24 protein-coding genes and 1 pseudogene are annotated in these 26,974 nt (G+C 55.6%); 14 read left to right on the top strand and 11 right to left on the bottom strand.

What is annotated here, in order from left to right; genetic code table 11:
* The first annotated feature begins 38 nt into the window (after nucleotides 1–38).
* Both rlmKL and WM94_RS24215 read left to right on the top strand, forming a co-directional pair.
* Nucleotides 39–2,231, top strand: coding sequence for a bifunctional 23S rRNA (guanine(2069)-N(7))-methyltransferase RlmK/23S rRNA (guanine(2445)-N(2))-methyltransferase RlmL (gene rlmKL / locus WM94_RS24220; RefSeq protein WP_061552294.1), 2,193 nt, complete (start codon nucleotides 39–41; stop codon nucleotides 2,229–2,231).
* Nucleotides 2,232–2,325: 94 nt separating this feature from the next.
* Entirely contained in the window at nucleotides 2,326–4,716 is a 2,391-nt protein-coding gene (locus WM94_RS24215; RefSeq protein WP_061552293.1) for a diguanylate cyclase, read from the top strand.
* A gap of 130 nt (nucleotides 4,717–4,846) precedes the next feature.
* On the opposite strand, the gene dacB is transcribed toward WM94_RS24215, so the two are convergent.
* The 4 genes from dacB to WM94_RS24195 all read right to left on the bottom strand — a co-directional run bounded on the left by dacB (nucleotide 4,847) and on the right by WM94_RS24195 (nucleotide 11,162).
* Complete coding sequence (gene dacB, locus WM94_RS24210; protein ID WP_013971678.1) at nucleotides 4,847–6,304, bottom strand: D-alanyl-D-alanine carboxypeptidase/D-alanyl-D-alanine-endopeptidase; 1,458 nt, start codon at nucleotides 6,302–6,304, stop codon at nucleotides 4,847–4,849.
* 186 nt (nucleotides 6,305–6,490) lie between these two features.
* Nucleotides 6,491–6,835: a YggL family protein gene (locus tag WM94_RS24205; RefSeq protein WP_061552292.1), complete on the bottom strand. Its 345-nt coding sequence runs from the start codon at nucleotides 6,833–6,835 to the stop codon at nucleotides 6,491–6,493.
* Nucleotides 6,836–6,876: 41 nt separating this feature from the next.
* Nucleotides 6,877–10,509, bottom strand: a complete 3,633-nt coding sequence (locus WM94_RS24200) for an ATP-binding protein (RefSeq protein ID WP_061552291.1) — start codon at nucleotides 10,507–10,509, stop codon at nucleotides 6,877–6,879.
* A gap of 8 nt (nucleotides 10,510–10,517) precedes the next feature.
* Nucleotides 10,518–11,162 carry a response regulator transcription factor gene (locus WM94_RS24195; RefSeq protein WP_061552290.1) on the bottom strand — a complete coding sequence of 215 codons (645 nt, stop codon included), beginning with the start codon at nucleotides 11,160–11,162 and terminating at the stop codon, nucleotides 10,518–10,520.
* A 7-nt stretch (nucleotides 11,163–11,169) separates the two neighbouring features.
* Here WM94_RS24195 and WM94_RS30550 point away from each other — a divergent pair, with 7 nt between their 5' ends.
* Nucleotides 11,170–11,364 carry a hypothetical protein gene (locus tag WM94_RS30550; RefSeq protein WP_177342430.1) on the top strand — a complete coding sequence of 65 codons (195 nt, stop codon included), beginning with the start codon at nucleotides 11,170–11,172 and terminating at the stop codon, nucleotides 11,362–11,364.
* A 128-nt stretch (nucleotides 11,365–11,492) separates the two neighbouring features.
* On the opposite strand, the gene WM94_RS24185 is transcribed toward WM94_RS30550, so the two are convergent.
* On the bottom strand, nucleotides 11,493–11,960 hold the full coding sequence (locus tag WM94_RS24185) for a helix-turn-helix domain-containing protein (protein WP_061552400.1): 468 nt from the start codon (nucleotides 11,958–11,960) through the stop codon (nucleotides 11,493–11,495).
* A 128-nt stretch (nucleotides 11,961–12,088) separates the two neighbouring features.
* On the opposite strand from WM94_RS24185, the gene WM94_RS24180 reads away from it, so the two are divergent.
* From WM94_RS24180 to WM94_RS24165, 4 genes are all read left to right on the top strand, one after another.
* Nucleotides 12,089–12,484, top strand: a complete 396-nt coding sequence (locus WM94_RS24180; protein ID WP_061552289.1) for a hypothetical protein — start codon at nucleotides 12,089–12,091, stop codon at nucleotides 12,482–12,484.
* Between the two features lie 42 nt (nucleotides 12,485–12,526).
* Nucleotides 12,527–12,997, top strand: coding sequence for a hypothetical protein (locus tag WM94_RS24175; RefSeq protein WP_061552288.1), 471 nt, complete (start codon nucleotides 12,527–12,529; stop codon nucleotides 12,995–12,997).
* Nucleotide 12,998: 1 nt separating this feature from the next.
* A complete protein-coding gene (locus WM94_RS24170; RefSeq protein WP_061552287.1) occupies nucleotides 12,999–13,373 on the top strand; it encodes a hypothetical protein in 375 nt (124 codons plus the stop codon).
* A gap of 99 nt (nucleotides 13,374–13,472) precedes the next feature.
* Entirely contained in the window at nucleotides 13,473–14,054 is a 582-nt protein-coding gene (locus WM94_RS24165) for a hypothetical protein (RefSeq protein WP_061552286.1), read from the top strand.
* Nucleotides 14,055–14,335: 281 nt separating this feature from the next.
* On the opposite strand, the gene WM94_RS24160 is transcribed toward WM94_RS24165, so the two are convergent.
* Nucleotides 14,336–15,115 carry an MltR family transcriptional regulator gene (locus WM94_RS24160; protein ID WP_061552285.1) on the bottom strand — a complete coding sequence of 260 codons (780 nt, stop codon included), beginning with the start codon at nucleotides 15,113–15,115 and terminating at the stop codon, nucleotides 14,336–14,338.
* A 317-nt stretch (nucleotides 15,116–15,432) separates the two neighbouring features.
* Nucleotides 15,433–16,143 carry a hypothetical protein gene (locus WM94_RS30290; RefSeq protein WP_156486005.1) on the bottom strand — a complete coding sequence of 237 codons (711 nt, stop codon included), beginning with the start codon at nucleotides 16,141–16,143 and terminating at the stop codon, nucleotides 15,433–15,435.
* On the opposite strand from WM94_RS30290, the gene WM94_RS24155 reads away from it, so the two are divergent.
* From WM94_RS24155 to WM94_RS24145, 3 genes are all read left to right on the top strand, one after another.
* The gene (locus WM94_RS24155) at nucleotides 16,127–17,425 is read left to right on the top strand and encodes a ParA family protein (RefSeq protein ID WP_082810637.1); all 1,299 of its coding nucleotides are present in this window, start codon (nucleotides 16,127–16,129) and stop codon (nucleotides 17,423–17,425) included. The genes WM94_RS30290 and WM94_RS24155 overlap by 17 nt on opposite strands.
* Before the next feature lie 187 nt (nucleotides 17,426–17,612).
* Nucleotides 17,613–19,529: an ATP-dependent endonuclease gene (locus WM94_RS24150; RefSeq protein WP_061552283.1), complete on the top strand. Its 1,917-nt coding sequence runs from the start codon at nucleotides 17,613–17,615 to the stop codon at nucleotides 19,527–19,529.
* The gene (locus WM94_RS24145) at nucleotides 19,526–21,190 is read left to right on the top strand and encodes a UvrD-helicase domain-containing protein (protein WP_061552282.1); all 1,665 of its coding nucleotides are present in this window, start codon (nucleotides 19,526–19,528) and stop codon (nucleotides 21,188–21,190) included. The genes WM94_RS24150 and WM94_RS24145 overlap by 4 nt, the downstream gene beginning before the upstream one ends.
* A 108-nt stretch (nucleotides 21,191–21,298) precedes the next feature.
* Here WM94_RS24145 and WM94_RS24140 read toward each other — a convergent pair whose 3' ends face one another.
* Nucleotides 21,299–22,537 (bottom strand): SH3 domain-containing protein, encoded by a 1,239-nt coding sequence (locus WM94_RS24140; protein WP_061552281.1) that lies wholly within the window; start codon nucleotides 22,535–22,537, stop codon nucleotides 21,299–21,301.
* A gap of 134 nt (nucleotides 22,538–22,671) precedes the next feature.
* On the opposite strand from WM94_RS24140, the pseudogene WM94_RS24135 reads away from it, so the two are divergent.
* Nucleotides 22,672–22,920: pseudogene (locus WM94_RS24135) on the top strand (DUF4113 domain-containing protein); the annotation flags it as partial.
* Nucleotides 22,921–22,949: 29 nt separating this feature from the next.
* Here the strand turns inward: WM94_RS24135 and WM94_RS30285 are convergent.
* From WM94_RS30285 to WM94_RS24130, 3 genes are all read right to left on the bottom strand, one after another.
* Nucleotides 22,950–23,684 carry a hypothetical protein gene (locus WM94_RS30285; protein ID WP_156486004.1) on the bottom strand — a complete coding sequence of 245 codons (735 nt, stop codon included), beginning with the start codon at nucleotides 23,682–23,684 and terminating at the stop codon, nucleotides 22,950–22,952.
* Nucleotides 23,685–23,769: 85 nt separating this feature from the next.
* Complete coding sequence (locus WM94_RS30280; protein ID WP_156486003.1) at nucleotides 23,770–24,336, bottom strand: hypothetical protein; 567 nt, start codon at nucleotides 24,334–24,336, stop codon at nucleotides 23,770–23,772.
* 134 nt (nucleotides 24,337–24,470) lie between these two features.
* Nucleotides 24,471–25,142, bottom strand: a complete 672-nt coding sequence (locus WM94_RS24130; RefSeq protein WP_156486002.1) for a hypothetical protein — start codon at nucleotides 25,140–25,142, stop codon at nucleotides 24,471–24,473.
* 704 nt (nucleotides 25,143–25,846) lie between these two features.
* On the opposite strand from WM94_RS24130, the gene WM94_RS24125 reads away from it, so the two are divergent.
* From WM94_RS24125 to WM94_RS30545, 3 genes are all read left to right on the top strand, one after another.
* The gene (locus tag WM94_RS24125) at nucleotides 25,847–26,215 is read left to right on the top strand and encodes a histone-like nucleoid-structuring protein, MvaT/MvaU family (protein ID WP_061552278.1); all 369 of its coding nucleotides are present in this window, start codon (nucleotides 25,847–25,849) and stop codon (nucleotides 26,213–26,215) included.
* 218 nt (nucleotides 26,216–26,433) lie between these two features.
* A complete protein-coding gene (locus tag WM94_RS24120) occupies nucleotides 26,434–26,664 on the top strand; it encodes a hypothetical protein (protein ID WP_061552277.1) in 231 nt (76 codons plus the stop codon).
* A gap of 62 nt (nucleotides 26,665–26,726) precedes the next feature.
* Nucleotides 26,727–26,864, top strand: a complete 138-nt coding sequence (locus tag WM94_RS30545; RefSeq protein ID WP_177342429.1) for a hypothetical protein — start codon at nucleotides 26,727–26,729, stop codon at nucleotides 26,862–26,864.
* Nucleotides 26,865–26,974: the final 110 nt, after the last annotated feature.

The following is a 26,974-nucleotide window of genomic DNA, read 5'->3' as shown; positions in this document are numbered from 1 at the left end:
GCCCCGTCAGTCAAATAGCCCAAGGCGCTGGATTACTCATGTCGGACCGTTTCGAACTTTACCTCACCTGCCCCAAAGGCCTGGAAGGCCTGCTTGCCGAAGAGGCGCGGAGCCTCGGCCTGGATGATGTGCGCGAGCACACTTCGGCCATTCGCGGCGCCGCCGACATGGAAACCGCCTACCGCCTGTGCCTTTGGTCACGCTTGGCCAACCGGGTGCTGCTGGTACTCAAGCGCTTCTCCATGAAGAACGCCGACGACCTCTACGACGGCGTGCACGCGGTCGACTGGGCCGATCATCTGGCAGCCGACGGCACCCTGGCGGTGGAGTTCAGCGGCCATGGCTCGGGCATCGACAACACCCACTTTGGTGCGCTGAAGGTCAAGGACGCGATCGTCGACAAGCTGCGCAACCGCGAAGGCCTGCGCCCGTCAGTGGAAAAGATCGACCCTGATGTGCGCGTGCACCTGCGTCTGGACCGTGGCGAAGCCATTCTCTCCCTCGACCTTTCCGGGCACAGCCTGCACCAGCGTGGCTACCGCCTGCAGCAAGGTGCCGCGCCGCTGAAGGAAAACCTGGCGGCGGCGGTACTCATCCGCGCCGGCTGGCCGCGCATTGCCGCCGAAGGTGGTGCGCTGGCCGACCCGATGTGCGGTGTGGGTACCTTCCTGGTCGAAGCGGCGATGATCGCCGCCGATATCGCGCCCAACCTCAAGCGTGAGCGCTGGGGCTTCAGTGCCTGGCTCGGCCATGTACCGGCGTTGTGGCGCAAGGTGCATGACGAGGCGCAGGCGCGGGCACAGGCCGGCCTGGCCAAGCCACCACTGTGGATTCGTGGCTACGAGGCCGACCCGCGGCTGATCCAGCCAGGCCGCAACAACGTCGAGCGTGCCGGCTTGGGCGACTGGGTGAAGATCTACCAGGGCGAAGTCAGCACCTTCGAGCCGCGCCCGGACCAGAACCAGAAAGGCCTGGTCATCAGCAACCCGCCTTATGGCGAGCGCCTGGGTGACGAAGCCAGCCTGCTGTACCTCTACCAGAACCTCGGCGAGCGCCTGCGCCAGGCCTGCATGGGCTGGGAGGCGGCGGTGTTCACCGGCGCGCCGCAGCTGGGCAAGCGCATGGGCATTCGCAGCCACAAGCAGTACGCGTTCTGGAACGGCGCCTTGCCGTGCAAGCTGCTGCTGTTCAAGGTGCAGCCCGACCAGTTCGTTACCGGCGAGCGCCGCGAAGCGCAGCCTGAAGGCGCGGAAACCCGCCAGCAGGCAGCACCGGCCAGCGAGCCGGCGCGCCTGTCGGAAGGGGCGCAGATGTTCGCCAACCGCCTGCAGAAAAACCTCAAGCAACTGGGCAAGTGGGCCCGCCGCGAGCAGGTCGATTGCTACCGCCTGTACGATGCCGACATGCCCGAATATGCCCTGGCGGTCGACCTGTACCAGGATTGGGTGCACGTGCAGGAATACGCCGCGCCACGTTCGGTCGACCCGGACAAGGCCCAGGCACGCCTGCTCGACGCGCTGGCAGCCATCCCGCAGGCCCTGGGCATTTCGCCGCAGCGTGTGGTGCTCAAGCGTCGCGAGCGGCAGAGCGGCACGCGCCAGTACGAGCGCCAGGCGACCGAAGGCCGCTTCCAGGAAGTGAACGAAGGCGGCGTAAAGCTGCTGGTCAACCTCACCGACTACCTCGACACGGGCCTGTTCCTGGACCATCGCCCGATGCGCATGCGCATCCAGCGCGAAGCAGCCGGCAAGCGCTTCCTCAACCTGTTCTGCTACACCGCCACGGCCACCGTGCACGCGGCCAAGGGCGGCGCGCGCAGCACCACCAGCGTCGACCTGTCGAAAACCTACCTGGACTGGGCGCGACGCAACCTGGCACTCAATGGCTTCTCCGAGCGCAACCGCCTGGAGCAAGGCGATGTGATGGCCTGGCTGGAAGGCAACCGCGACAGCTATGACCTGATCTTCATCGACCCGCCGACCTTCTCCAACTCCAAGCGCATGGAAGGCGTGTTCGATGTGCAGCGTGACCACGTGCAACTGCTGGACCTGGCCATGGCCCGCCTGGCGCCGGGTGGCGTGCTGTATTTCTCCAACAACTTCCGCAAGTTCCAGTTGGACGAGCACCTGATGGCGCGTTATGCGGTGGAGGAGATCACGGCCCAGACCCTGGACCCGGACTTCGCGCGCAATAACCGTATCCATCGCGCCTGGCGTCTGCAGCTTCGTTGAGGCGACGAGGTACATTGCGCGGCTAATGGCCAATGGCTATAACTGAGGGCAGGGCAAGATAATCCGCAGGACGCTGACGTGACGAGATGGGTGTATGTCAAAGGGTGGCGTGCGTGCGCGGTTGCTTGGCCTGTGCACAGAGGCAATGTCCGCCTGGGCGGTGGCCCTGGTCGCCCTGGTCGTGGGTGGCCTGTTGACGGCCGTCCTGGCGTTAGCCACGCAAACCTTCTACAAGCAGCAACTGCGCCAGCGCTTCGAGCTGCTGGCCAGCGAGCGTTTCAGCCGGATCGCCGAGCGGTTTGACGAACAGCAGCAGCGCCTGGACGGGCTGCGGCGGTTTTTCAGCTTTTCCAACGAAATCACCCCACACGAGTTCGACGGCTACGCCCGGCCATTGCTGCAGCGGACCCTGGCCTACGCCTGGGCGCCGCGTGTCGAGGCCGCGCAACGCGCCGAGTTCGAGCGCCAGGCCAGTGTGCATTTCGGCCCGGGCTATGTGATCCGCGACCAGGATGAACAAGGCCAGTGGCACCCATCCCCCCAGCGCGACCATTACTTCCCGGTACTCTATACCCAGTCGGGTGAATTGCCCGGGCTGCCCCATGGTCTGGACCTCGCCGGCCAGGAAGTGCCCTTGGCGGCACTGGCGCGGGCGCTGGGGCCCGGCAGCATGGCGGTGTCCGAGCCACTACCCATGTTCGATACCAGCTCGGATGCGCGTGGCCTGCTGATGGTGGCGCCAGTGTTTTCCGATGCCAACCCCCGCGGCGCGGCAATGGGCTATGTGATGGCCCTGCTGAGCATGCGGGAACTGGTCAGTGACGGGCGCCCGGTTACGGCAGACGATAACCTGGTGGTGCGTATCGTCGACCCCACCGGGCTGCATGGCCCCGAGGTGATGTTCGATTCGCAGAACCCGGTTGCACCTCTGCCGCTGGCCATCAACCAGTTGTTGCACCTGGCTGACCACCACTTCCAGCTGAGTATCCGGCCGAGCCTGGCCTTCGTGCGCGCCAACCGCTCCTCCGCGGTGCTGGCGGTAAGCCTGCTGGGCGGCTTGTTGAGCCTGCTGCTCAGTGTGTTGCTCTACAGCCTGTTCAGCCAGCGCCAGCGCGCCTTGGCCCTGGTAGAGCAGCGTACCGCCGAGCTGCGGGTCAGCGAGCAGTCACTGCGTGGTACCCACAACCAGCTGCGCAGCGTGCTGGATGCCGCAACCCAGGTGGCGATCATCGCCACCAACCTCAAGGGCGTGGTCAGCACCTTCAACGCCGGTGCCGAGCGCTTGCTCGGTTACCCGGCCTGCGAGGCGATCGGCAAGCTGCGCCTGGAGGACCTGGTGTTGCCCGAGGAGTTGAGCCTGCGTGCCCATGCCTTGAGCCTGCGTTTCGGCCGGCCGATTGCAGGTGGCCAGGCCATGTTTGCCGAAACGGTGCAGGGGCATGGAGCCGAGCCGGGGGAGTGGACCTTGTTGCGCGCCGATGGTAGCCAACTGGTGGCCAACATGCTGGTCACCGCCATGCTCGATGAACAGGGGTTATGGATCGGTTACCTGGCGATCTGCATCGATGTCACTGAACGGCGTCGGGTGCATGAGGCGCTGGCGGCGCGTGACCGCCTTCTGGAAAAACTCAGTGCCGAGGTGCCGGGTGGCATCTACCAGTACCGCCTGGATGGCAACGGCCATTCCTGTTTTCCGTACGCCAGCAAGGGCCTGTACGACATCTACGAAGTCGATCTGCAGCAATTGCGCGAGGATGCCACGGCGGTGTTCGAGCGCATCCACCCGGATGACCTCGAGCGCGTGCGCCGCTCGGTGCGTTACTCGGCCGAACACCTGTCGCCCTGGCGTGAAGAATATCGGGTCTGCCTGCCGCTTGCCGGGCTGCGTTGGGTGCGTGGCGAGGCGACACCGGAGGTGGGCGAGCAGGGCTGCACGTTGTGGCATGGCTACCTGACCGATATCTCCGACCTCAAGGGTGTGGAGGAAGAGTTGCGTGCGCTGTCGGTGACCGATTCGCTGACCGGCATCCATAATCGCCGTTACTTCCAGGAGCGGCTCAAGCTCGAGCTGGAACGGGCCCAGCGCGATGGCCAGGCACTGGCGGTCATCATGCTCGATATCGATCACTTCAAGCGCATCAACGACCATTTTGGCCACGCAGTCGGCGATCGCGTGCTGCGCAGCCTGTGCCTGCGTATCAGCCAGCGTTTGCGCCGTACCGATGTTTTCTGCCGGTTGGGCGGCGAGGAATTCATGGTGCTGTGCCCGGGCAGCGATGCCGAGCAGGCGCGGCTGCTGGCGCTGGAGCTGTGGCATGGGGTGCGCAATGTGCCGGTGGAAGGCGTGGGCAGGGTGACCGCGAGTTTTGGTGTGGCGGGCTGGCGACCGGGGGAAGGGGCCGATGCCTTGCTGTTGCGGGCTGATGCAGGCGTGTATGCGGCCAAGCAGGCCGGGCGGGACCGGGTGGAGGGGGAGTTGGCCTGACAGCTTTCAGTTGCCAATGCCGGCCCGTTCGCGGCTAAAGCCGCTCCCACAGAGACATCACAGGTCTTGAACCCTGCACTGTACATGTAGGAGCGGCTTTAGCCGCGAAGAGGCCGGTACCGGCTAACGATCAGTTGGCCGCAGTACTGCCGGCCAGTTTCGGCTGGCGGTACAGGTCCAGCAGCACCTGGTCGAGCACCTGCGAGGCGCCCCACGGTTTCGGATCGTTGAGGATCGCCGCCACCGCCCAGGTATGGCCGTTGCTGTCGCGGCTGAAGCCGGCAATTGCCCGCACGGTATTCAGCGTGCCAGTCTTGATGTGCCCTTCGCCGGTCATGGCGGTACGCTTCAGGCGCTTGCGCATGGTGCCATCCATACCCACCAGCGGCATCGAGCTCATGAACTCGGCAGCATAAGGGCTCTTCCAGGCAGCCTGCAGCATCGCGGCCATCTCCCGGGTGCTGACCCGTTCGGCACGCGACAGGCCGGAACCGTTTTCCATTACCAGGTGCGGCGCGGTAATGCCCTTCTTCGCCAGCCACTGGCGCACCACACGCTGGGCGGCGCGGGCGTCGTCACCGTCGGCATCGGTGCGGAACTGCGCGCCAAGGCTCAGGAACAGCTGCTGGGCCATGGTGTTGTTGCTGTACTTGTTGATGTCGCGGATCACTTCCACCAGGTCTGGCGAGAAGGCTCGGGCCAGCAGGCGAGCGCCCTTGGGCACGTTCTCGAAGCGGTCGCCACCCTGGATGCTGCCACCCAGCTCGTTCCAGATCGCGCGCACGGCACCGGCGGCGTAGGTCTGGTGGTCGAGCAGCGACAGATAGGTCTGGGAGTTGCAGCCGTCACCCAGCTGGCCACTGACCGTTACGCTGATGCCATCGGCCTGCTGCACCGGGTTGTAGCGCACGTCACCCGAGCACTGTCTGGAGGCTACTGCCTTGACCTGGTTGTCGATGCGGATGCTGGCAATCGGCGGTTCGACTGCGATGGTTACCTTGCCGCCATCGTTGCGGGCCACGAAACGCAGGGCCTTGAGGTTGACCAGCAGCGAGTCGGGCTTGACCAGGAACGGCTTGTTCTCATCGCCGCCGTCGTCGTTGAACTGCGGCAGGTTGGGCTGCACGAAATGGCTGCGGTCCAGCACCAGGTCGCCGGTGATGGTGCGCACGCCATTGGCGCGCAGGTCACGCATCAGCAGCCACAGCTTTTCCATGTTCAGTTTCGGGTCGCCGCCACCTTTGAGGTACAGGTTACCGTTGAGTACACCGTTGCTCAGGGTGCCGTCGGTGTAGAACTCGGTTTTCCACTGGAAGGTCGGGCCGAGCAGTTCGAGGGCGGCGTAGGTGGTGACCAGTTTCATGGTCGAGGCCGGGTTGACCGAGACATCGGCATTGAACACGGTCGGTGTGCCGGGGCCGTCCAGCGGCAGCATCACCAGCGACAGGGCAGAATCCTGCAGCTTGTTGGCCTTGAGGGCCTGCTGCACCTTGGCAGGCAGCGTGGTGTTGACGGCGGCGGCCTGGCTGGGCAGGGCGAGTGGCAACAGCAGGCCGGCAAGAACGAGGGGACGAAGCGTTTTGATCATGATCGATAAATACCCTACGGCGAGGGAAAAGGGCATTGGGGCTGTAAGGAATGATGGCCCCAGGGTGAAAGAATACGCATTATGCCCCAAGCGCAGCGACGATGCGCCACGTTCGACGGAAAAGCACCCCCAATAAAAAAGGCCACCCCTGAGGGTGGCCTTTTCAGCGATCGAGCCGGGCCGGTATTACTCGGCCTTGTTGATCGGCTTTTCCGGGTACCAGGCGTCCAGCAGCGGGCTGACCTCGATCTTGGTCAGTTCGCTACGGCCTTTGAGCCAGGCTTCAACGGCTGCACGCTGTTCTTCGCTGACCGAGCCGCGTTTGATCGAGCACACCAGGCCGAAATCGTCACCGCCTACATAGTCCAGGCCATTGGCGTCCATGGCTTCTGCCAGGAACGCGTCGAGGAAAGCATCGATTGCCTGGTCATCCAGATCTTCCTTGAATTCCAGGTTCAGCTCGAAGCCCAATTCCTGAAACTCGTCGACACACAGCTTCTTGCGCAGACGACGGGAGCGGTTTGTGGCCATGAAACAATCCTCTTAGGTAATAACGCCGCGCAGTCTACCAGTTAACACGCCTGGCTGCCTGCCTGTGTGCAGGTACCTGTGGCCAGTTCCCTGGCCAGGGCACGTTCTACCCGGCACATATGCCGCGCCAGTGCCTGGCGCCGCAGGCGTAACTGGGTGGTAGGCAAGCCGCTTGCCTCGAGGGCTTCGCAAGCTTTCATCAGCTCGGGGGCTTCCAGCATCCGCGCGGCACTGAGCACCTTGTGCGCCTGTTCGGCAATGGCATCGCTGTCATGCTGCGGATGCAATGCCATCAAGGTGGCCAGGTCGGCCTGCAGGCTCTGCTGCAACGCCTGCAGGAAACGCTGGCGATCGTTCGGGTCATGCCCGACCACCGTGGCCAGGCCGTCCAGGTGGTAGAGCTTGCGGCGCGGTTTCTGCTGGCAGCGTGGGCGGATATTGGCAAGACGCTGGCTGAGCGTGCCCAGGCTGATGGGCTTGAGCAGGCAGTCGTCCATGCCGGCGCTCAGGCACTTGCGGCGTACCTCCGGTTGTGCGTTGGCGGTGTAGCCGAGAATGGTGCAGCGCTGCCGCTTGCCATGGCGTTCCTCGGTACGTACGGCAGTGGCCAGCTGGTAACCGTTCATGTGCGGCATGTTGCAGTCGAGCACCAGCACATCGAAGTCGCCCGCCCGCCAGGTAGCCAGGCCTTCGCGACCGTCTTGGGCGCTGGTGTGCTCAAGCCCCAGGTAGCCAAGCTGCTGTGCCATCAGTTGCAGGTTGGCCGGGTGGTCGTCGATCACCAGCACGCTCAGCCGTGGGTCGGGCACGTCGAGGTTTTCGATCAGCGGGGCCGGCTGCGCTGCTGCGTCAACCCGCTGCAGCGGCATCTTCAGGCGCACCTGGGTGCCGACATCCTCCAGGCTCTTTATGGTCAGGCTGCCGCCCATCATCTCGCACAGGTTGCGACAGATGGCCAGGCCCAGCCCGGTACCTGCACGGGCGCTCTGGCTATGCGGGTTGGCCTGGATGAACGGGTTGAACAGGCGCTGCAGGTCGTCGGCGTGGATACCGATGCCACTGTCGCGCACTTCCAGCTCCAGCACTGCGGGGGTAGTGCTGCCGTCGTCCACCAGGCCGACGCATATGCGCACCTGGCCATGCTCGGTGAACTTGATGGCGTTGCTTACCAGGTTGGACAGTACTTGCTTGAAACGCAGGGGGTCGAGCATGGCATGGCAGCGGGCGGCCGGTGCGATGATCACCTCCAGGGCCAGGCCTTTCTGCCGGGCCTGGCCCTCGAAAATGCGCCCCACCGACTCGACCAGGGCCGCCAGGTCGACGGCCTCCGGGGCGAGGGACAAATGCCCGGACTCGATGCGCACAATGTCGAGGATATCGCCGATCAGGCCCAGCAGGTCCTTGGCCGAATGGTGGGCCAGCTCCAGCGCACAGCGGTCTACACGGCCTTGGTCGGCGCGCTTGACTGCCAGCTCAAGCATGCCGATGACGGCATTCATCGGGGTGCGGATTTCGTGGCTGATGGTGGCCAGGAACGTGCTTTTGGCGCGGTTCGCATCATCGGCCTGCTGCTTGGCCTGGCGCAGCTCCATGACCAGATGGCGGCGCTCGCTGATGTCGATCCAGCCACCGATGATGCCCTGCACCTCACCCAGTGAGTCGCGGTACGGCAGAATCCAGTGGTAGATGGTCATCTCCCGGCCCTGGATCCGAAGTGGCCGGTCCATGATCAGCGGCGAGCCTTCGGCCATCACCTTAAGATAATCGGCGTGGATCTGCCGGGTCTGCTCGTAATCGGCGAACAGGCTCCCCTCCAGGTTTTTGCCGATGACCTCCTCGGAGCGGGCCTGCACGGCTTCCAGGTAACTGTAGTTGCAGCTTTGCAGTCGGCCCTCGCGATCTCGCACGTACATGGGGTGGGGCGTACCGTTGAGGAGGGCGCGCATGAACGCCAACTGGTCGTTCAGCGCCCGTTCGGCGCGTTGCCGCTGGCGAATCTGCAGGCGCAGGCGGGCATTCCACAACAAGGCCAGCAGCAACAGCACGGCGGTGCCCAGTACCACCTGTATCGCCAGCCGGCGGTAGCCGTGGTCGTTGCCATCCTCGTGCAGGCTGAAGCCGCGCCAACGGTTGTTGATGACCCCGAGTTCTTCCGGCGAGATGCTCAGCAGCGCCTTGTCGAGGATCGACACCAGCGCTTGTGACGGGGCGCTGGTGGCCATGGCGAAGGTGGCGGGTTCGCTGCCGACGGTGGCCCGGATGACCAGTTCGGGATTGCCAGCCAGGGCGTGGTTGGCGTCGATCAAGGTGGTGATCACCGCATCGACGGCACCACTGTTGAGCAACGCCATGGAATAGAACGAGCTTTCGGTCTCGACCCAGCCGATTTGCGGATAGTGCCGCGACAGCATGGCGTCCATGGCACTGTAGCGGGTAATGGCGATGCGATGACCCTGCAGCTGTTCCAGCGAGGTGAAGGGTTGTTTGTCCTTGCGGCTGACCAGCACATAGGCGCTTTCCAGGTAGGGTTGGCTGATTTGCAGGTCGTCTTCGTTCATCCCGCCGCTGGCCAGTGCAGCAATGACATCGGCGCGGCCATCCTTGAGGCGGGCAATCATGTCGGCAAGGCCGCTGGCGCGCTGCACTTCGAAACGCAAGCCGGTGCGCAGGCGAAGGAGCTCGAGCAGGTCGGCGGTGATGCCGCGAAAATGCCCCGAGCCGTCGAAATAGGAGACCGGTGCAGCGGTGTCATCGATTGCAACGCGCATCACCGGGTGGTCTTTCAGCCATTGTTCTTCGGTGTCGGTCAGTTGCAGCTTGCGGTCGGTCAGCAGCAGGTCGCTACCAGCGCTCCAGCGCTTGAAGATGCTGGCGCGTATGGCCGAGGTCTGTCTGTCCAGGGTGGCGTTCACCAGATCCATCAGGACCCGGTCCTCGCGGCGCAGGGCAAAACCGAAGCCGATGGCCTCGTGCTTGCCGAAACTGGCCATGCGCAGGCGCGGCAGGTGGCCGCGATTGAGCTGGTAGTGGGTGGAAATGGTATCACCGATGAACACGTCGGCCTGGCCGAACGCCACGGCACTCAGGGCCTGGCTGGACGAGCCGAAGGCCAGAAGCTCGGCCTTGGGGTAGGCGCTGTTCACCTCCTGCCGGGGCAGGTAATGGTAGAGCATGCCCAGGCGCATGCCGCCCAGGCCTGTGTCCAGCGCCCGGCTTTCGTCCTCGCGCGTTACCAGCACCGGTTGGTCGATGGCATAGGGGGACGACAGGGCCAGGCCATCGCTGGCCGCTTCGTAGCCGTTGGAGCTCCCAAGGAGGTCGATATCGCCCTGCCGGAGCGCCTCGACCGCCGCTTGCCGGCTGGAAAAGCGCAGCACCCGCACGGGCAACTGCAGGGCCTTGCCGATCAGGCTTGCGTACTCGGCGGTAAGGCCCTGGTAGTCGCGGCCCCCACTGGTGATGTCGAACGGCGGGTAGTCTGGTGCCGAGGTACCCAGCACCAGTTCCTGACGGCCTTCGAGCCATTGCCGTTGTTCGTCCGTGAGCGCTGGTAATGCCGGCCTGGCCGATGAGCGTGCCAGCAAGGTATAGGATGAAGCCTCGTGATGGGTAGCCTGTGCCACGCCGCTGAACAGGAGCAGGGTGAGCAGTAGGCGAGCGATACTGTGCGCCATGACTACCCTCAGACCAGCGCGTTGCGTTTGGCCATTTCAATCAGATCGACCAGCGTATTGACCTGAAGTTTGTGCATGAGGCGCTTCTTGTAGGTACTGACGGTCTTGCTGCTGAGGAACATGCCCTTGGCAATTTCCTTGTTGCTGCGGCCCTGGGCGAATAGTTGCAGCACCATCAGTTCGCGGTCATTAACCTGACGGAAAAGTTGCAGGTCGGCATCTACCGCCTGGTTATGCTTGATTGCCTGGCTGGGGAAATAGTTGTAACCAGCCAGCACGGCCTTTACTGCACTGAGCAGTTCGCTCAGGTCCTCCTGCTTGCACACATAGCCTGCAGCACCCGAGTGCATGCAGCGTACGGCAAACAATGCGGGAGATTGCGCGGTCAGTACCAGTACCTTCAGGGGCAAGGCCATGGCCTGGAACCGGGCAAGCACCTCCAGCCCGTCCAGTTTGGGGATGCTGATGTCGAGGATGACCAGGTCTGGAGCGGCTTCGCGAATCATCTGCATGGCGTCCACGCCGTTGTCCGACTCGCCGACAATCTTGTAATTCTGGTTTTCCAGCAACATACGAACGGCCAGGCGGATGACGGGATGGTCGTCGACGATACCAATATTTTGTGGACACACTGGGCTTAGTGTCAAAAACATCTAGGCTTTGATTGCCCTTGCCCTTGCCCTTGCCCTTGCCCTTGCCCTTGCCCTTGCCCTTGCCCTTGCCCTTGCCCTTGCCCTTGCCCTTGCCATTGCCCTTGCCCTTGCCCTTGCCCTTGCCCTTGCCCTTGCCCTTGATCAAAGCCCAAAAGGCTTTGATGCCTTTGACGTGAAATCTTTAGATTCGGTGGGATTGTGATGGGGAGTGAGCCTGAACTGATAGTGAGTCAGGAAGAGAGGGTTAGGGAGCGATACACCTCACAAGCTCTGTGATAAGCCTGCAACCATTGCGGTCATGCCCCTCGGTAGCTTTTCACAACGGATTGCTCATTTGAATTGCTGGTGCCACAACCGACGCAAAGTCGACTCAGGAATGCCCAGCTCTTTCTTCGCCTGAGCTTGGGTGAAGCCTCTCTTCTTCAAGTCCTGAACGGCCTCCCATTTCTTCCTGGCACCATCTGCCCCATGGCGGGCTAATTCCGCTGGCTCCGACGGAAGGCTCGCGTCTGCCAGCTCCAATGCATCCAGTTCCGCAAGCGCAGCCAGCAGCATTTCCCTAGCTGTTTTTTTGTCATGAGAGGCAACCGTTAGGGCTAGGAGGGTGATCGGTTCCACCTTCAATGCGACTGCTAGCTGATAGCTCGTGTCGAGGCTCACCACACTCTTTCCGAGTTCTAGCTTGCTCACATAGGGCTGGGAGACCGAACCGCCGACGTTGGCGATGTCCTCCTGGAGCAGTCCTTTTCGAGTGCGTAGCAACTGGAGGGATGCTGCAAAGGAATAACGCAGCGACATCGTAAGCTCCCCAAAAGCGAACGGTATGCCGCGTTTGCCTACCGCCACGCAAAGAGCTATAGTTATATTTATGGCGGTCAAGGCTTAGATCCTCAATTTATGTGTAATTATTGGCGGGGAAACAGCTGATGGTAAGTGGGCTCGAAGATGGGCTGCTGGGCGAAGATGGGGTTGCCCTGATTGGCTCCGAGCTGTCTCTCGAAAATGTCATTGCTGCGGCCCGACAGCGGTTCAAGTGGTTTCCTATCTGCGTAGTTGAAGAGTGGGTGATCCTCGATGCGATAGTCACGGAAGACGAGCGGGCCAAAGTAACCGCAGCTGGATGCCAGCCGATGTTTCTGTTTGCTCACAAGGTGCTGCATGACGAGCAGAGGCGCTTCGAGCCCGGCAACTGGGTACGTTCTTCTATAGGCACTCGGTTCGAAGAGGGCTACTTGTTCGTCACACGGAACACTGTCTATGTGTTGAAGGGGCCAGGACATCGCAAGCCTTCTTCAATCCAGGCCATCTTCTCCATCTTCTAAATATCAACGCTTCGCTGTGATGCTGGCTCTTGAGGCACTCTTATGTTTCGTACCCACCAAAGTGATATCGCAGGTGTTCCTGGAATGTTTGGTGATGGGGTGACCCATTGGCATGGAGTGTCTCGCGCTCTATCAACTCACTGGTATCACTTAACCGTTAAGCGCATGGTCGAGGGTAGGTTCGTCAACAGTGAAGAAATGCTGAATGATGAAGCCCGGCTAGTTGAGGCTCTACGAGGCCAAGATGAGTCAGTAAAGGTGGCGGAAGTCAGGGTCGTCACTCCATCCTGGATGAACAAAGCCACAGATTGGAAAATGCAGAGGCTGATTTCTCTGTCCATTGGTTACAACAAGGCAAAAGTTGCAATTTGCATATTGAAGGTGGAGGGTGGCGAAGTCTACATTGATAGCCATGAGCCCGGTGTCAGCGTCGAGTCCCTTACCGACGTAAAAGAGTTGTACCGCAGCCGTCCCTGTAACTATGAGCCAGTCCCTAAGTCGAGGGGAATTTAGCATGTCAGCTACCAACGCAGTGGAAATTGAGTTTCACGGAAAGCGTTTGTCGGATTTCGATTTGCTGCGGATTGCTCGGGCTTCTGGTCAGGAATTCGAAGACGACATAACTGCTTACCTAACGAGCGTCCAGATACATGGCTCAAGTGCTGTTGGGGTCGTTTTTGGTCATACCAAGAAAGAGCCGAATGGTCGGTATGCTGATGGCCACTTGATCAAAACCTCAGACATCCTGCTAGCGAGGAAGGAGGGGCGGTTCTGGGTGATTACTACCATCAATTCAAAGTATGTGGTCGCAACATTCCGACGCGGCACAGGACGCCAAAGCTTCAAGGAGTTTCAGCGTTTGGTTGGTAATCGCTATCCCAACATATAGCTGCTAGCCCAGATTTTAATACCTTAGCGATGGGTGTGGTTTGATCATGCCCAGGCTTTACTGTGCCTGCGATAGGCATCCAAGCAAGGAGCTGTACGCGTGATTAAGTTTGAATATCTAAAGTTCTCTGGCCGTCTCGATGATATCCGGGTGTTTCAGAGCTTTTCTGATAATGTTCAAGTCATCCTGAAGCTAGATGATGTTCTGATTCCAAATTTTCGAATGCCTACAAGAATTTTTGAAGAGCTTGACAAGGGCGAGCATTACGAATTTTACGCCCTGGTGCAGAACTCGAAGATTAAAACTAAGAATACGGGCGTTGTGTATGCTGTAAAATCTGCCGAAGGTAAAATGATTGAAGTGCCGAGCCTCCGATATACTTCGCAATTGGGTATCTGGGCCAATGGGGCGGTGATTTCAGCTGTCGCTTTTGTCGTGCTCTGGATTGCGTTCTTCTTCGGCTTGGGTTCGGTTGTCGATGGCTATCATTACAGCTCTGTCAACGGTTTTGCAGAGTATGCTGGAGATGTAACGCGCTGCTCATTCATTGTTGCGTGTCTGATCGCGGCATTCTTTGTAGGGATGGGGATTAACCTATTCTACAAAACTACTGTGCTCGATACCTGGAAGTCGATTACCCCAGGCAGATTGGTCGAACGATTCAGTAAAATGCACCGCTGATTTGGGTGACCCTCCGGGTACGGCTGTCGTAAACCAAGCCCAGTTTAACTGGGCTTGTCCCTGCGGGCTTCCATCCTCACCTCTCCGGCCATCGTGGCCTGCGCGCTCCGCTTGCTTAGAACAGCTGAGCCATCTTGAATGATGGTTACATGCTTATCCTGCACTGAGACCGTCAGGGCGAAGGGCCAAGTTATTCAATGTTAAAGGTCGTACACTTGAAGAAACTGGATGCTGCAGGTCATGCCAATAGCATTGGAACGTGTCATAGTGAAATATGCTAATCAGCGGAAGATCTCGGTCGGTTCTGGTCTGTCAGCGAGCGTTTTAGTCAGACGTTCAATTAAGTCTGCAACCCCCGAACTAATCTGGGTGTCATCGGTGCCCAGGAATCTTTTAACTCTAATGAGTAGCTCTCTCAATACCATGTCGTAGTAAAGTTTTTCTTCGCCTACTGCAATTCCATGTTTGGATTCAGCTTGGGCTGCTTCTTTAGTGGCGCGTTCCAGTTGTTCGATTGGGGTGTTGCCAGAAAAGCCAGAAATCAGCTGAGTAGCTAAGCATTTGGCTTGCTTGCCATCCTTTCCAAAAGAAATAACTCCAACCTGTAACTCAATAAGTAAGTTTTGAAATGAAGTTGTAAGCTTTTGCTGAAGAGTTTTTGGGAAGTTGCTTGTTCTTCTGCTGTAGCGAATTGCCTTTATGTGTCCTTCTATCGATGGGTCTGTAAAAGATATAGGTTTCCAGGTGTGTGAGAATTTATTACGAACTTCTCGAAGGTGCTGCAGGTCGTCAAATTGCCCTTTATTTATTAAGCCAAAAGCATATGCTGCTTTAATGCGAGAGGAAAAGTTTCCAAGTGGGGCGTTGAATCCTGTTACGAGACTACGAGATGCGGCTGAGGGAATCATAAAGGCCGTAAGTAGGTCGCCCAGTGAGTCTTCTGCGAAAGCCGCGAGGGTTAATACAAGAGCCCTTTCGTCGAGATCTTTGAGTGTTCGGGCGATCTCATTGAAGTTAATGAAGCCTTGCGGCTCGGATGATTCCATATCTTCCTTCTTCATGCGTGTATCCTTGAAATTTTTGTGATAGTTATACTGAATAAGCTAAAAACTAAGGGCGCCGGGCATGTCGCTTGACCCGGAGCGTCGGTTCATTGGCGATCAGCCGGCCATAGGTGTTATATGGTACGTTCAGGGGGTGGCAAATAAATGGGGCTGCGTCACTAGATTTTTATGAAACTGGAACTGGGTTGAAAGCATGGCCCGCTGTGGCCAGAACGACGAAGATTAAACTTTGGGAGTGCCCTGTAGTCGTCCTGGCTCACTGTATCTAGAATGTGCACTGCATCTAAGTCGCTATTATTTTTTTTTTAGGGAGATTAGGTGCTGTGTTTCGTGGCGAAGACTACCCACTTATAAAATTCCGGGTCTTTGTTGGTGTATGTGATGCTGTGTGGGAATTCGTATGCTTTGCAACTTTTGTCACGGATCTTAAGTTTAACGCTTCCTTGTTCCCAGTTGAAGCTAACAATCCGTAAGTGCCTGTCATTTACTTCATCTTTCTCACTGGTTTCGATGTCGCAAGGACGTCTGCCAGCCCACCTGTCCGTAGCAAAAATGAAGAAATGTGCTACGTCAATGTAGATTTCAACCATTTCGGGTGCGGGTACAGTATATTTGTGTTCGACTGTGTTTCTTGCGTTGTTTAATTTTTCAAGGGCGCCGAGAGACGGAAGTCCGCATTGTTTTAAATAATTTGCTAGTACCGGGAATGGCTTGTTCTTGGTAAGAGATGTTCCGCCGAACGCTTGGCATACATCTTCCATTCTTAAGTGTAGGGCCCGCTTGGCATGTGAAAGTGCGTTTATTAGAGTTCGTTCTGAGTGGCCGTTTACGAGTTCCTCTCTTGCGAAATCTAGATAATCTTCTGCAGATGGCTCACTTCGGAAAGTATAAGAACCCGATACGAATGAAACGTAGTCTGGGTCAATTTTATCTGGGTCAAACATACCTGTAATACACCGGGCAGAGAATTGGAATGGCATTTTATCATGATGATGGCCAATTGAAATCATGAAATGCCTTTGCATGGCCGCGCCTAGGGGCATTCTTCATGGATTGGCCTCCTCTGCAGGGACGGGTTGGCACGCTGTGCACATTGTCTCCTTCGAGAGGTGCTCGCTACTCTTCTGGTATCTACGGAGGCGAACCCCTATGTCCCTTATCAGTCCCAGCGACCTCAAAAGCCTTAGGCGATCCTTAAAGCTCACCTGTGAGCAGGCGGCAATTTCAATCGATGTAAAGGCTAGGGCCTGGCGTAGCTATGAGACCTCGACGGATTGCAAATCACACAGGACGATCCCCGAGCGAAGCCTTCGTGTCTTTTGTGAGCGCCACGGTGTGCCTTATCCGCCGACTTCAAACGACGGTAGGTTGTTGTCCGTGGGATGCAAGATCATCAGCATTACGGCCTACAAAGGCGGAGTAGGGAAGTCCCCCATCACAGTCGACGTGGCCACGGAGCTAGCACGGCGTGGAAACCGTGTGGCTATCATCACGGGGGATGTGGTCTATAGATGCAGCATGCGTGACGATATGCGAGAACATCGCCGACTGAAGATTCAAAACAGCCCAGTGATGTATTTTGATGAGTCTGATGTGATCCTTTATCACGCAGAGCTCCATGATTTAGAGCGAAAGCTTGCAGAAGACTTAGCAGGGGCAAATATTATTGAGCCTAGCGAAATTCGTTTTTGCTATGGTTATCAAGTCGAGCGAATAAAACGGAAAAGGGCGGCGTGCCATGCGTTGTCTAGGTTGGTCGAAGAGTATGATTATATTTTGCTGGATTTGAACAGAGATCTCTACAGGACACTTTTGCTTTCTAATGTAGTAGTTCTTGTTTTGGATAATCGATGCCTGTCTTCAATCTGGAGTGCTGAGCAGTATTGCGAGGACATCTTGGCGCTGAATGGCGGTCGTCCGGTTTCTCACTTGTATTCGCTGATCACCAATCATGCTCCATGCGGGGATGGTACAGAATATCTGGAATATATACCCGATGCAGGAAATGCAGAGCAGGTTTGCAGGGAGGTGATTGAGTCCTATGAGCATCAGTCCGAGGTTTATCTCGAAGCACGAAAGCTGAAGGTGCCAATGCTGCGCACGTTCATGACTAAGGCTCACTCCATGGAAATCGCTAGATACAACAGCATTAGAGGTTTTTGGGATGGATATTGCTATTTTGATTCTGTAGTTAATTTTGCTCCAAATTCTTTGGCTAGTGATGAAGTGCGTCGATTGACAGACGAACTGATCGACTGCACCAAAAAGGAATACGTAGGTGTTGCTTGCTTGTCTGGGTATGGTTAACTCATGCTGCTAAAACGATAAAGCCCCATAACGTTAGCTTGGAGTGTTGTGCAGGGAAGCACTAAACGGGTCTGCTCCAATATAGACCTATGTCGGTGATGGCCCTCTACCATCATCGCCCCGTTTCAGCTTATTCTCCACCTAACCTGACTGGTGAATGCCAGCACATCACGGACGGAGAAAGGTAATGAAACTGCACAGTGTTCGACTGAGTAATTTTCAATCCTTCGGGGAGCCAACCTCGATTTCATTTGAGGATTCCACCTTTCTGATCGGCCCGAATGGAGCTGGCAAGACCGCCGTCCTACAGGCTTTATGCCGAATGTTTTGCTTCGACCCGTCTCTTCGTCGAATCCGACGCTCCGATTTCTTCGTTCCTTTCGATGAGGTGGAGGCCCCTGAAGAGCGCTCTCTTTGGCTTGAAGCCGACTTTCTCTTCCCTGAACTGCTGGAAGAGGAAGACAACGCAACCGTAGCACCTCACTTCGCCCACATGCGCATGGACTTTCCAGATGGCATTCCTCGTGTCAGATATCGGCTGGAGGCCACGATGGGGATTGCCGGCGATATCGAGGAGTCGCTTTTATACGTATTGGATGCCAGCGATGAAGGTGTTGCGCTCGGCACTACACCAGTGACCCGACATCATCGCAATGCCATCCAGATGCATTACCTACCTGCAAGGCGTGATCCGGCTGATCACATAACCTATGGGGCCAATGCGTTGCTTGGCCGTTTGCTCCGAGCGGTGGATTGGGAGTTGGATCGAGGAGTTGTTCAAGAACTCACTGATAAGATCAGCGAGTCGCTATCCTCCAACGTATCCATCAAGGCATTCAGCGAAATCCTGAGCACCACGTGGAAGGGGCTACACCGTGGCACCTTCTTCTCTGACCCGAAGCTGACTTTCATCACGTCGGAAATTGAGTCTCTGCTCCGTCATATGTCGGTGTCATTCACACCTGGCCACGACGAGAATCTAGTGGATTTCTCTCGACTGTCTGATGGGCAGAAATCGATGCTGTACCTCTCTTTGGTTCTGTCATCTCATGCAATAGGTCGCGCAGTGCTGAAAGGGGAGTCGAAGGCATTCGACGTACAGCGGCTCAAGCCACCATCGTTCACCCTGATTGCAATCGAAGAGCCTGAGAACAGCCTTTCTCCTCACTACCTGGGGAGGATAGTCAACGCTTTGAACAGCTCGATTGGCGGAGCAGACTCCCAAGCGTTGATTGCCACCCACGCGCCCTCGATGTTGCGGCGTGTAGAACCGGAGCATATTCGGTACCTCCGGCTCAATGAAAATCGTGTCACCAAGGTGTCGACGATCCAGTTGCCCGAGGATGATGGAGATGCCCGCAAGTTTGTCAGGGAAGCCGTCCAGGCGTTTCCAGAGATATATTTCTCTCGCTTAGTGGTGCTGGGGGAGGGTGACAGCGAGGAAATCGTTCTTCCACGAATCCTCAAAGCTAAGGGAGCGCCCGTCGACGAGTCTGCGGTCACCATTGCGCCACTCGGAGGTCGCCATGTTAACCATTTCTGGCGACTCCTTGAGGGTTTGGGCACTCCGTATCTAACACTGCTAGATTTGGATATTGCCCGGTATCAAGGGGGCTGGGGCCGGATTCACTACGTTAACAAGCAATTGAAGCTTTACTGCCCGGCGCAGCAGCTACCTCCCGAGTGGCCGTTACAAAAGTGGAATGCCGTGGGCATGCCAATCAGAAAAAACTCCCGCTTCGGCGATCTCAAGCTTTCGACAGAGCTTGAAAATCGCGGAGTGTTTTTCTCTTCTCCGATGGATCTCGACTTCTCAATGATCAAGGCCTATCCAACCGCCTATGGAGTAGAGCGTGCGGCGCCGGATGAGGATACCCTCAAGGCCGTATTGGGTAAAAAAAGGCATGAGCCAGAGCAGTATTCTGAAGAGGAGCAAGAGCTATTCGCCTCTTATCATTCCAAGTTCAAGCTCGGTAGCAAGCCCGCAGCTCATATCGCAGCGCTCGCCGAGCTGTCTGACGAAGACCTTCTAAAGAATCTACCGGCCTCATTCAACAGGCTTGCTGATGCAGTGATTGCTGCCCTAGAAGGGTTGCCGGAATGACCGCCGTGGAAGCTTGGTTGCCCGCTGACGGGTTAACACTTGAGAAGAATGCGTTGCTCGCGGTCAAGGAGCTGGAGCAATCACTGTCTTTGACGGCGGGGCCAGGAGCCGGTAAGACGGAGGTGTTAGCGCAGCGTGCCGACTTCTTGCTCAGAACTGGCGAGTCTCGATACCCCAAGCGAATTCTGGCCATCTCATTCAAGGTCGATGCGAGCAAGAACCTGAAGCAGCGTGTCCAGAAGAGGTGTGGTTTCGAGCTCGCATCACGCTTCGATAGCCACACCTTCCATGGCTTTGCAAAGCGCATTGTCGACCGGTTTAGACCGGTATTGGAGGGAGCGGACTACCTGGAGCCTGGCTACAAGATTGGTACCCAATACGTTCGTGGGAAGCAGATCAAGTTCGACCAATTAATTCCGCTGGCCATCAAGATACTGTCCTCTTCTGCGATGGCTCGCAACGCTCTCTGCCAAACCTACAGCGATGTCTTCCTAGATGAATTCCAGGATTGCACCACTGAGCAATACGAGCTGCTGCACCTAATTTTTCTGGGTAAGCCTATACGCCTGACGGCTGTGGGTGATGTGAAGCAAAAGATCATGGGATGGGCGGGGGCAATGGACGGCATCTTTGCTCGATTTGTCGATGACTTTGGAGCGAAGCCCCTTCATCTCTTCAGAAACTTCAGGTCGAAGCCTCGCTTGCTACGTATGCAAAACGAGGTGATTCGAGCCCTCGATCCTGATGCCGTCATGGCCGGGGAGCTTATCGCCGGCGACGAAGGGGAGATCATTGCTTACCACTTTGATAACTCTGAACGAGAAGCTGCTTACATCGTGAATACGATTCGACAGTGGGTCACGGTTGACCAGATCCCTCTACATGAGATCGCCATCCTGTTCTCCCGGCAAATTAGCGACTACGGGACATTCATAATGGAAGGCTTAGATGCAGCTGGCATTCCATATCGTAATGAGCACCTATCTCAGGATCTGGTCAATGAACCTGTAGCACGACTGATCATCGACTACCTCGCTTGCCTTTACAGACCGAGAGAGCCTAAGGGTTGGATGCGATTGATGGAACAGTTCTCCGTAGTCGATTCAGAAGACAACGAATCAACTGTGCAGACAATCTTTGAATTGATCTACGGAGCTCATCGGAAGCGCGTCAAGGCGGTAGCTCGGTCTGCTCAGCCGTATGATTCCTGGTGGGATATGGCCCAAGAATTCCTTGAGCAAGTGGGGTTGCCCTTGTTGACGTCACTGTCGCCAGACTACGAAGCAAAAGCAAGGCTTGGAGAAGTCGTGGATCAGACCCACCAACAGCTCAATATGCTCTACGAGCAAGGTTCCGATCTTTTGAGTGCATTGGATCGGTTCTCCAATGATCAGGCAATCAGGCTGCTTACCGTTCACAAAAGCAAGGGGTTGGAGTTCCACTCGGTCATCATGCCAGCGATTGAAACGCAGACGTTCTGGGGAAAACCCTACGAGGAGAGATGCTCGTTCTTTGTCGGGGTTTCTCGAGCGAAGGATCGGTTGCTGCTGACGAACTGCGAAAGGCGCTTTACACCGCCCACTAACCCAGCAAGGTGGAGTGAGCCACGTAGTCAGCATGCCGAGTTCATGGGGTACGTCGTCCCGTTCCTCTCCACGTGATGCGCGAGCGCAGACTGTCCATTGGGTGCGAATCAACAACACCTCTTCTCCAGCATCGCCCTAGGCCAGCAAATAAAAACGCCGATTTCGTCGCGGCGTTTTTTTAGCTTACTGGATGGTCTTCACCATGCTCCTAGATACCCACCCCTGGATCTCAATGCCCTCGTGCTTGTAAATGACCTCCAGCCAGGTTTTGTCACTCGAGTCTACAACCTCCAGCACAGCATATTGCTTCAAAGGCATGATCACCTCGGCCTTCATACTTGGCGAGTAGCGCAGGTTCACGTTGTCCCTCGCGACGAGCCTCACGCGTGCTTTGGCGCTTTTCGGCATGTGGCACATCGAAGATCGAATCCACTTCTGAGCCTGCGCGAGAGATTCCGATTGAAACACTACGTCATTCAGCTCACACAGACCTTCCCGGAAATCCTTCCACTGACTTACATGTGCCATGGCGGCTGAGAGGTAGGTTAGAATGCACCAGAGCAAAAGGAATGCGGCAGGTGAGAGCGGCTTGCGATTCTCCCTGCCTTCAAGTGCATCGATAATCTCTGTCTGTAGCGAAGCTTCCTGGACGGGCTTGACGTCATAGTGAGCTGCCGGCTCCCGAACCAAAGCTGTCTGATCGACGATTTCATATTCTTCAATCAGTTTGGCCAGCTTGCTTGCAGACGTGCGCTCGAGTGCCTCGAATAACGGAGACTCTGCAAGGACGGCTACCTGCTTCATCATTTCACTGTAGTTCGGCGTAACGTGAAGCTTTGCTAACCCTTCAGTGAAGCTGTGCACCTGTGCGAAGCTTGCCAATTGGGCTTGAGCGGCTTCATTTTCTGCCCAGATACTGCGGAATGACTTCAGCCCATCTAGTGCTCGGATCTGGCCTGAGATTTTCTCCATGGCTCGTGTCGCCGCGCTCTCAAAGCTGGGGAGCCGCAATTCTGAAATGCCGGCAAGGGGCTGGAATATTTGGCTGGAAGCTAGCCGAGCCATCGCCTCATATCCTGTTTTCGGAATGAGGCTGTCCATCGCACGCATTGCTAAAGCCGCAGGTGCCATGGCCTTGTCCGTGAGTTCCTGAATTCGCCTGAGCGAGTCACCGAAGGAGTCATTAAGCAGTGATCTAGTCACTCGGGCCTCTTCCAATAGTGTCTGGGTGCCCGCATAGCTTGCCTGGAAGCCTTTGATGGCCTCGATGGATGAGCTGTCAATAGGAGGCAGAGGAAAGAGTGTCTCATTTGCCAACCTTTGGAGCGCTTCCAGCTCTTGAGGCGTTCTCTTTGCTTCAGCCTGCCTGATGGTTTCTATGTAATCAGCTACCTGCTGAAGTTGATCGTCTTGATTCGACACCGCCCCACTCCAAGTTCTCCGCCTAGACCAAGAGCATACCCGTTCCGCTTTCGCTTGGGCGATCAGCAGGCCCAAGCGGAGCCACCCGAGGGCAGGTGTTGAGAGGTAGCTTATGTTGCAGTGCGGCGACCCTGAAGGCGGAGGTGTTGCTCCTCGACCTCAGCCAGCGTAACGAGATCACAGGTGATCTGTTTGCTGTTGCCCAGCCGGTCGCTAGTGAAAAGCTCATGGGCGTGCTTGATGCAGTGAATGGACGATGGGGTAGGGGGACGATGCGATTAGCGAGTGTCCCTGTTGATCCCTCATGGGGCATGCGGCGGGAAATGATGAGCCAAAGCTTCACCACCAAAATCGATGAACTTTGGACTGTTTACTGTAAGTGAAGCTATTGCCAGTGCCTCGGGCCATAAAGTCAGTTGTCGTCCTGTTTTTGATCTATTTGAGGTCGTGCTAAGTACATTGCAAAACTAAATACAACAAGGCTTAAGGTCGTAAATACTTGTATAAATACAATATTTGCTTCAAGTGCCTTGCTAGGGTCTGCAAACGCAAGCCCTACGTTGGTCAACGTTCCTACATTGAGAGATAGGCTCATGGCTGCAAAAGGGTCTAGGAGCGTTGTTAAAATTAGGTATGGTGGCGCTGAAAGGAAATAAGTCTCAACATAACTTTTTGCAGCAAGTTTTATTCGTTCGTTGCTTGCTAGGTTTGTTGCTGTTGGAGCGTTTGATGGTTGAAAAGCATCCTTCACAAAGGCATAGAGAATTTCAATGCATCTAGATATGAAACGTATCACAGCGATGCTCAGCATTAGCTCTAGGCAATATGAGGTAGGATGGAAATAAGCGGTTGATAGCGTTAGCGCACAGAATGCAAAACTAACCCACAAGTTTAAATGGTTGTTCTCTATTACGAATTTTCTGCGGTTTGATTTGCTGGCGTCCGGGGCGGCGTAGTAAATGCGGTCTTTAAATTTAGTTGCCCACCATAGGTCTGGACTAATGATAAAAAATAGATTTCTCCGTGTTGAGTGTTCGAGGTTAATTTTGGTTTTTAAACCTAATTTCCTGAATGCCGCAAGCTTGAAAATGTACGTTATGGTTGCGTAAATGGCGATTGCAAAAGCTAATGCATTAAGACTTAACATCTTTTTGTGTCGCTATGTGAGATTTCGCTAAAGGAGGGCTTGCCTCACGGGCGTGCCGAGGGTATTTTTCCGCGACTGATTTATTCTAGGTTTGCTGAAACCATTCTAGGGTTTTTTTGTAAATAGGGAATTTTGTATTGTAGATATCAGTATATTTAATGATCACGTCAGAGTATGATAAGGCATGTCGAACAAGGTCTCGAGAAATATTAAAGTTCGTGTCATTCGGATTTTGTTTGAGCTCAATTAGGACTATCTCACCCCCAGGAAGCAAAGCTCGATCATTAACTTTTCCTGCAAAATTTGCCCATTGAATATCTTTGTTTTTAGGCATGCACTCTATTAGTGAATCGTATTGTTTGTCTAGAAAGTTTGCAGTTAGTTTTTCGATTAGTAACGGGCCGGAGCCATGATTTCTTAGCTTCACTCGCAATAAATTCTCGTAATTGGCTAGTGTTATTTCTGGGATTGGTTTGACTGTTAAGATATTGTGGGTGCGTTGCTGTCGGCTTGATGTGATGGCTACTACAACAGCAGCAACAGATACGATCAAGGCCAAGATCGCTGCCGCAGCGCTCGTCATCGCAGCCCCAGCAGATGATAAGGTAATATTTCTTTCTAAAACTTCAAATAGTTCCGTAAGCTGTTCCATGAAATTAATTTCCTCCTTGGTCTAGAGATGATCACAATTAGTGTTTCCCTTTGTTCGCCTGGATCAAGGCGAGCAAAGGTTATACTGATGGTAGCCCCCAGGCGATGCGGTTCTGGGGCTTAGAAAAGCTATGGTCAGCGACCAGCCTCGAATATGTGGTGCAGGAAGCTTTCAATGGTGTCGATGGTTGTATGGACGTAGGATGCTTCCATCATGACTAGGTGCTCTTCAATAAAGCTTAAGTCTTTTGTGCTGTTAACAAGTGTTATTATTCTTTTGGGCTGTTTGACTTGATTTGCATCGCCATCTGCATGGATGATGCAGTTTCTAATTAGGTTTAGGCTTGAAAGGTGTGACCACTGCTTGTTGGCTGGTGCGAAATCTATCTTTGCTAGTTTTTCAAGGTAGAGCTTGAATTTTACTATGCCGTCACCTGTAAGGTCACTCGGTTTCAGCGGGAGATCCATGGAGTCGAAATATTTTTTGCATAGTTTATCCATGCTGTTTTCGAGATAGGCGTAACTTGTGAGGAGAGACGAATACCTGTGCATCCTGAGGGAGGTGAATTCAATTTCTCTCATGTCATCCGAAAATGAATAATTATGCTCGCTATCGTCTTCGTGGTCTTTTGTTCGCTCTTGTTCGGCTTGGCAATAAGCCCATAGCTCGTCAGATTCTTCCTTAAATACCTTTTCGATCCTATCGAAGTGGCGGCGTAGGTAGCTGCATTTAGCCTTGATTGTATACGGGATAACGGATCCCAATTCTGGGTTCTGGGGGGTTACTTTAAACACAAAATTACTCATGGTGTGTCCGTTGACGTGTCTTGGCTTTGCTGCGGTGTTTTACTGGCAGTTTGTCAGGAATTGCTTTTTTTTTCAAGGTCGACGAGAAGGGTTAAAGTTTTATTAGCTGGGTTGTCGTTATGAGTTTCTAAATAATATTTATGGCAATCTCGGATTCGCGATACTGTTTAGAATGTTGGGTGTGGCAGTGTTATAATTAAATATTGTTTTTTTGTGTTCCCACTGTTGGTGATTGCCAGGGTGCATTGAATGTCTACTTTTTTGAAAACCTGCCGATGCGGATTTTTTGACATTATGCAAGTATATTTCTTATTCGGCTATCGGCTGATCTGGAGGGTAGGAATACTTCTTGGACATAATCTATTGCTTGATCGTTTCAGCTTGCCGGCCTTGATTTGTAAGTGATGTGATTGGATGTCGAATTTGCTAGTAGCCAAGAGGGTGAGCTCAATGGTGATCACGGGGGCAGCATATGGTCTGCAGTAGAGTGAATAAGTAGTTGAAGGATTTCAAGAAATACGAGCGCAAATGCTGAAGTAATTTATCACGGAGTCACGTGCAGGTCAGTGCTAGAATTTGCCTGAGAGTTACTGTGGTTAACGGTGGTGAGCGGCTGCTTGTGGCAGGCATCAAAGGAGACAAGGGAGCCCGGAATGCTTTACCATACCGGCACTGTTAATCCTGTCTGAACATGAGGAAGGTCTATGTCTCGCCTAGCCGAGTTCCGTCAACTTGAACAAAAGTTGGCTGCCCAGTTGGCTGAACTGGAAGCGTTGAAAGGCTCTTCAGAGCTACAGAAAGAGATCGAATTTGAGACCAAACTGCGCGACTTGCTAGCTGAGTACGGCTACAGCCTGCGCGACATTATCAACATCCTGGATCCTCAAGCAAACCGTCGCGCCGCCGCCCCAGCAGTAGCTGAAAAGGCCCCGCGTCGTGCGCGCCAGGTTAAGCAATATAAGAACCCACACAACGGCGAAATCATCGAGACCAAGGGTGGCAATCACAAGCTGCTTAAGGAGTGGAAAGCCGAGTACGGCTCTGATGTGGTGGAAGGCTGGCTCGCCCAGTAACACGCTCCACCGATGGTTTGCTAAAGCCCCCTCACGGGGGCTTTTTCTATTGTGATGCTGTCAGGTGATACACCTGAGCGACTCATCACCCCCAGCGAAGGCCTGCCTCGTTCCAGCAACTGATCTGGTCTCATCGCAGGCGCATTTCGTCCGCAGTACCTATGCAGCCAGACATTTTCTGAATACTGTATGCCTATACAGCAATAGGGAGTGCCGCCATGACAGGCACCAATCTGCCCGTAATGTCGATCCAAGAGTGGCGGCAGCTACTCAACGACACCGAGGCCCTGCTTCTCGCACCTAAGAAACATCACAGGGAGCTTCTGCATCACGCATATGCGCTACGTGATACGCATACCGTAGACTCAGGAACCTTGGCTGACATGCTGGAGCTCGCCGACGAAGCATTGATGTACGCCCACTCCGTCCAGGCTGATCAGCAGTGGTAGGCTAAACACAAGCCTTCATGGCATCGCGTCGTGTGGGATCGCTATGGCGAAAAGGAGGTATCGTGAAGAGAGATCTGAGCAAGGTGCTCATGCCCGACCACCCTCTGTACGCCGAGGCTGTGGAAGCTCTGAAGATCTACCATCAAGCCCAGGCCGAAGGGGTAATTGGAGCGGAGCTGGAGCTGTTAGCAGCAGTGTAAAACTGACCCACCCCAGCGAAGTAAAACTGATCCACTTGGGCTAGTTTGGCGGCCTTTTCGAGGCCGTCGATGTTGACCCAGGAGCAAACCGTGGAAATCAGAGTTCTTGC

Source organism: Pseudomonas sp. ABFPK (assembly GCF_001586765.1).
Lineage (GTDB): Bacteria > Pseudomonadota > Gammaproteobacteria > Pseudomonadales > Pseudomonadaceae > Aquipseudomonas > Aquipseudomonas asiatica.
The sequence above is the reverse complement of the archived record's forward strand: the minus strand, read 5'-3'. Positions and strand labels throughout refer to the sequence as shown.

Excerpts from the sequence above, each read along its gene's own strand:
- WM94_RS24180 (WP_061552289.1), top strand. The coding sequence starts at position 12,089 with ATGGTAAGTGGGCTCGAAGATGGGCTGCTGGGCGAAGATGGGGTTGCC.
- WM94_RS30280 (WP_156486003.1), bottom strand. The coding sequence starts at position 24,336 with ATGGAACAGCTTACGGAACTATTTGAAGTTTTAGAAAGAAATATTACC.
- WM94_RS24185 (WP_061552400.1), bottom strand. The coding sequence starts at position 11,960 with ATGTCGCTGCGTTATTCCTTTGCAGCATCCCTCCAGTTGCTACGCACT.
- WM94_RS24145 (WP_061552282.1), top strand. The coding sequence starts at position 19,526 with ATGACCGCCGTGGAAGCTTGGTTGCCCGCTGACGGGTTAACACTTGAG.
- WM94_RS24205 (WP_061552292.1), bottom strand. The coding sequence starts at position 6,835 with ATGGCCACAAACCGCTCCCGTCGTCTGCGCAAGAAGCTGTGTGTCGAC.
- WM94_RS24195 (WP_061552290.1), bottom strand. The coding sequence starts at position 11,162 with ATGTTTTTGACACTAAGCCCAGTGTGTCCACAAAATATTGGTATCGTC.
- WM94_RS24130 (WP_156486002.1), bottom strand. The coding sequence starts at position 25,142 with ATGAGTAATTTTGTGTTTAAAGTAACCCCCCAGAACCCAGAATTGGGA.
- WM94_RS24125 (WP_061552278.1), top strand. The coding sequence starts at position 25,847 with ATGTCTCGCCTAGCCGAGTTCCGTCAACTTGAACAAAAGTTGGCTGCC.
- WM94_RS24170 (WP_061552287.1), top strand. The coding sequence starts at position 12,999 with ATGTCAGCTACCAACGCAGTGGAAATTGAGTTTCACGGAAAGCGTTTG.
- dacB (WP_013971678.1), bottom strand. The coding sequence starts at position 6,304 with ATGATCAAAACGCTTCGTCCCCTCGTTCTTGCCGGCCTGCTGTTGCCA.
- WM94_RS30290 (WP_156486005.1), bottom strand. The coding sequence starts at position 16,143 with ATGCAAAGGCATTTCATGATTTCAATTGGCCATCATCATGATAAAATG.
- rlmKL (WP_061552294.1), top strand. The coding sequence starts at position 39 with ATGTCGGACCGTTTCGAACTTTACCTCACCTGCCCCAAAGGCCTGGAA.
- WM94_RS24150 (WP_061552283.1), top strand. The coding sequence starts at position 17,613 with ATGAAACTGCACAGTGTTCGACTGAGTAATTTTCAATCCTTCGGGGAG.
- WM94_RS30285 (WP_156486004.1), bottom strand. The coding sequence starts at position 23,684 with ATGTTAAGTCTTAATGCATTAGCTTTTGCAATCGCCATTTACGCAACC.
- WM94_RS24175 (WP_061552288.1), top strand. The coding sequence starts at position 12,527 with ATGTTTCGTACCCACCAAAGTGATATCGCAGGTGTTCCTGGAATGTTT.
- WM94_RS24160 (WP_061552285.1), bottom strand. The coding sequence starts at position 15,115 with ATGAAGAAGGAAGATATGGAATCATCCGAGCCGCAAGGCTTCATTAAC.
- WM94_RS24120 (WP_061552277.1), top strand. The coding sequence starts at position 26,434 with ATGACAGGCACCAATCTGCCCGTAATGTCGATCCAAGAGTGGCGGCAG.
- WM94_RS24155 (WP_082810637.1), top strand. The coding sequence starts at position 16,127 with ATGAAATGCCTTTGCATGGCCGCGCCTAGGGGCATTCTTCATGGATTG.
- WM94_RS24215 (WP_061552293.1), top strand. The coding sequence starts at position 2,326 with ATGTCAAAGGGTGGCGTGCGTGCGCGGTTGCTTGGCCTGTGCACAGAG.
- WM94_RS24200 (WP_061552291.1), bottom strand. The coding sequence starts at position 10,509 with ATGGCGCACAGTATCGCTCGCCTACTGCTCACCCTGCTCCTGTTCAGC.